This is a genomic window from Caballeronia terrestris (genome assembly GCF_001544515.1).
In the GTDB taxonomy this organism is placed as follows: Bacteria; Pseudomonadota; Gammaproteobacteria; order Burkholderiales; family Burkholderiaceae; genus Caballeronia; species Caballeronia terrestris.
The window spans coordinates 1-3,253 of the sequence record NZ_FCOL02000214.1 but is presented as its reverse complement, the minus strand read 5'-3'; the positions used below and the strand labels follow the sequence as shown (position 1 = coordinate 3,253).

Genomic DNA, 3,253 nt, shown 5'->3' with positions numbered 1-3,253 from the left:
ACATCATCCTGCTCGAGAAAAGCCTCTCGGTGCTCGGCGACGGAGTGCGCGAGGGCCGAAAGGTGTTCGGCAACATCACAAAGTATATAAAGATGGGCGCGAGTTCGAATTTCGGCAACATGTTCAGTGTGCTCGGCGCCAGCGCCATCCTGCCATTCCTGCCCATGGCACCGATCCAGGTTTTGACCAACAACCTGCTCTATGACTTCTCGCAAACGACAATCCCGACAGATAACGTCGACCCGGAGTATCTTGCGGTGCCGCGGCGATGGGACATCGGCAACCTCATGAAATTCGTGCTGGTGATTGGGCCAATCAGCTCGATATTCGATTACGCCACTTATTTCATGATGCTTCATTTCTTCAAGGCATGGGACAAACCCGCACTGTTTCAGACCGGCTGGTTCGTCGAATCGCTGCTGACGCAGACGCTTATTATCCACATCATCCGCACGGCCAAAGTGCCGTTCTTCGAGAGCCGGGCAAGTGCTGCGCTGATCGCGACGAGTTGCATCATCGCCGCCGTCGGCGTTGCTATGCCATTTACTCCGCTTGGCGCCTTTTTAGGGTTTGTTCCCCTGCCTGCATCATACTGGATGGGTCTTCTGCTTATCCTCGCAAGCTATGCGCTCCTGACGCATGTTATGAAGACATGGTTCGCCCACCGGTTCGGGCTGAACTAGATGACCGCTCCTCCAATGCAGCCCCGTCCGACGACGAACGGCGATGCCGACCAGGTTTCCCGGCTCGGTGGTGCGTGCATGGAACACCCTGATACCGAGTTTCTCGAGATTGCCCCCGCGCTCCACGGCAAGACGTCCCTGACGCGCTCGCTGGTTCTCTGGGCAGTCGGGCTAACGGGCCTATTAACCCTAGTTTTTGTAGTCTTACATTTCGGCTCCCTCGAACGAATCGTCGAACTTGCACGCTCAGCGCGACCCACATGGCTACTCCTGGCGATCGTTGTCCAGGGTGGTACTTACGTCAGCGCGGCCCTGGTCTGGCGGCAAGCCCTGCGTCGCGCCGGACACCCACGATCGCTTCGAACGCTGATCCCGCTGGGCATCGCAAAGGTATTTACGGACCAAATGTTGCCTAGCGGTGGGATCAGCGGCACGATGCTGGTCGTAAGCGGCCTCATCCGGCGGCGAGTGCCTGCGGCGGTTGCCATGGCTGCCATGCTGGCAGGGCTAGTCTCTTATGACATCGCCTATCTGAGCGTGGTAGTCGCGGCCGCCACCATGCTGCGGCTTCACGATCGCGCCAATCTTCCTCTGCTGATTGGTGTCACCATTTTCGCGATTGTGATGATCGCGATTCCATCTATTGTGCTCGGCCTGAAGCGACTAGGTGACCAGAAGCCTGTTGCATGGCTGAGTAGGTTGCTCGGCTTGAGCGCTTTGCTGCGGGCTCTTTCCGACGCGCCCACCGACCTTTTGCGCAGCCCGCGGTTGGTAATGCAGACTGTGGGCCTTCAGCTTGCTATTTTCATGTTTGATACGGTGACCTTTTGGCTCGCGTTCCGCGCAATCGGGTATGGACCCGAGCCGTGGGCGATTTTCGTGAGTTTTACCATAGCCTCGATGGCTGCGACGATCGGACCTATTCCGCTTGGTTTGGGGACGTTCGAAGCGGCCGCTGTAGGCATGCTTCACCTATTGGGAGTTCCGATCGAAGCCGCCTTGAGCGGCACGCTCCTGTTACGCGGACTGACAGTGTGGCTGCCCATGCTGCCAGGCGTCTTGCTCGCCCGACGCGAGATCCACCGCCCTTGAGAGCCAGGGTGTCAATCCCGGACCTTCGTGAAAAGGGGTCTGGCCACTTTCTACTCCCTATACGTGCCCCGGAGGTCACCGCGTGAACTCCACCTGCAGAAAGCGCCAGGGTTGACCTGCGTCAACCGCGCGTGAGCCGTCGTCGCTACGATTTGTGAATCGTTCAAGCATCGGCAAAGAGCGTGTTTATCGAATGGCGCCGCCCTCGAGGGTGTCCTTGATGCGTTACTTCCTCCTGCACTTGACATGATAGGTATACTAAAACTCGCGTTCAAACTGTTGGTGAACGACAGCGCTAAGTTCACGGCGCTGCTTGTCGGGATTACGTTCGCGGTATTTCTGATGGTCGAGATGACGTCGCTGTTTGCAGGTATTCTGGACCGCTCGTCGTCCACCGTCATCAACGTGGGCGCCAAGGTCTGGGTAATGGATCCCGGAGTACAGACGATTGCGAGCAGCATCGGCATGCCGGATTATGTGCTGGACGCAGTGCGCAGCATCGACGGCGTGAAATACGCAGTTCCGCTCTATTCGGGTGGTGCGCTCGTTAAGCTTCGCGACGGCAGGTATCAAGCCGTCACCGTGATCGGTCTCGATGACACAAGCCTGTTCGGTCGCCCCATGATGAAGCAGGGAAGGATCGAGGACATTTACGCGGAGAATGGATTCGTCGTGATCGAGGACGCGGAGTTCGTGAAGCTCCAGAGTCCCAAGCTGGGAAGCGATTTCGAACTCAACGACCACCGAGGCGTGGTCGTTGGGATCGCCACCGTGGCAAGCAGCGGGTTGTTCGGCTCGCCCACGCTCTACACGACCTACCGCCGGGCGATCGAATACATCCCTTCGAGCCGCTATACAACGTCGTACATCCTCGTGGAGCCTAAGTCCGAGGCCGACATTGCCCATATTAAGCAAGCGGTCAAGGAGCTCGGCTACGTGGCGCTCACGAAGCAGGAGTTCATGAAGAGCATCTCGGATTTCTACAAATACGAGACCGGACTCGGAACCAACATCCTGCTGATGACGGTTATCAGTTTCGTCGTGGGACTGTCGATATCGGGCCAGACGTTCTACACGTTCATTCTGGAGAACCTCGAAAAATTCGGTGCGTTGAAGGCGATCGGTGCGAAAAGCCATGAGCTTGTCGCGATGATCCTGTTTCAGGCGACCTTTACGGCGCTCACCGGCTACGGGCTGGGCATCGGATTGTGCGCAGGGCTCATCAGCCTCGCGCGACTGCGCATTCCGGACTACGCGGCAATGATTACGTACGGCAATCTGTTGCTCGCCTTCGTGATGGTAATCGTGATTGCCGCGACTTCGAGCTATATGGGCGTTCGTCGGGTTTTGAGCATCGAACCCTTTGACATATTCCGGGGATAGGCATGACAACGCCAGCCATCGACGCTCGTTCGGTCACCAAGTGGTTCGGTGAAGGCGACGCGCGGACCTACGCCGTGCGCGATGTGTCGATTCAA

3 protein-coding genes and 1 pseudogene are annotated in these 3,253 nt (G+C 57.6%); all 4 read left to right on the top strand.

Features of this window, described 5'->3' with window-relative positions:
• The coding region (locus AWB67_RS35435) for a cation transporting ATPase C-terminal domain-containing protein (protein WP_200822398.1) at nucleotides 1-683 on the top strand (683 nt) is incomplete at its 5' end.
• A gap of 78 nt (nucleotides 684-761) precedes the next feature.
• Entirely contained in the window at nucleotides 762-1,775 is a 1,014-nt protein-coding gene (locus AWB67_RS35430) for a lysylphosphatidylglycerol synthase transmembrane domain-containing protein (protein WP_235007848.1), read from the top strand.
• Nucleotides 1,776-2,021: 246 nt separating this feature from the next.
• Complete coding sequence (locus AWB67_RS35425; protein ID WP_087660557.1) at nucleotides 2,022-3,158, top strand: ABC transporter permease; 1,137 nt, start codon at nucleotides 2,022-2,024, stop codon at nucleotides 3,156-3,158.
• A 2-nt stretch (nucleotides 3,159-3,160) separates the two neighbouring features.
• Nucleotides 3,161-3,253: pseudogene (locus AWB67_RS41615) on the top strand (ABC transporter ATP-binding protein); the annotation flags it as partial.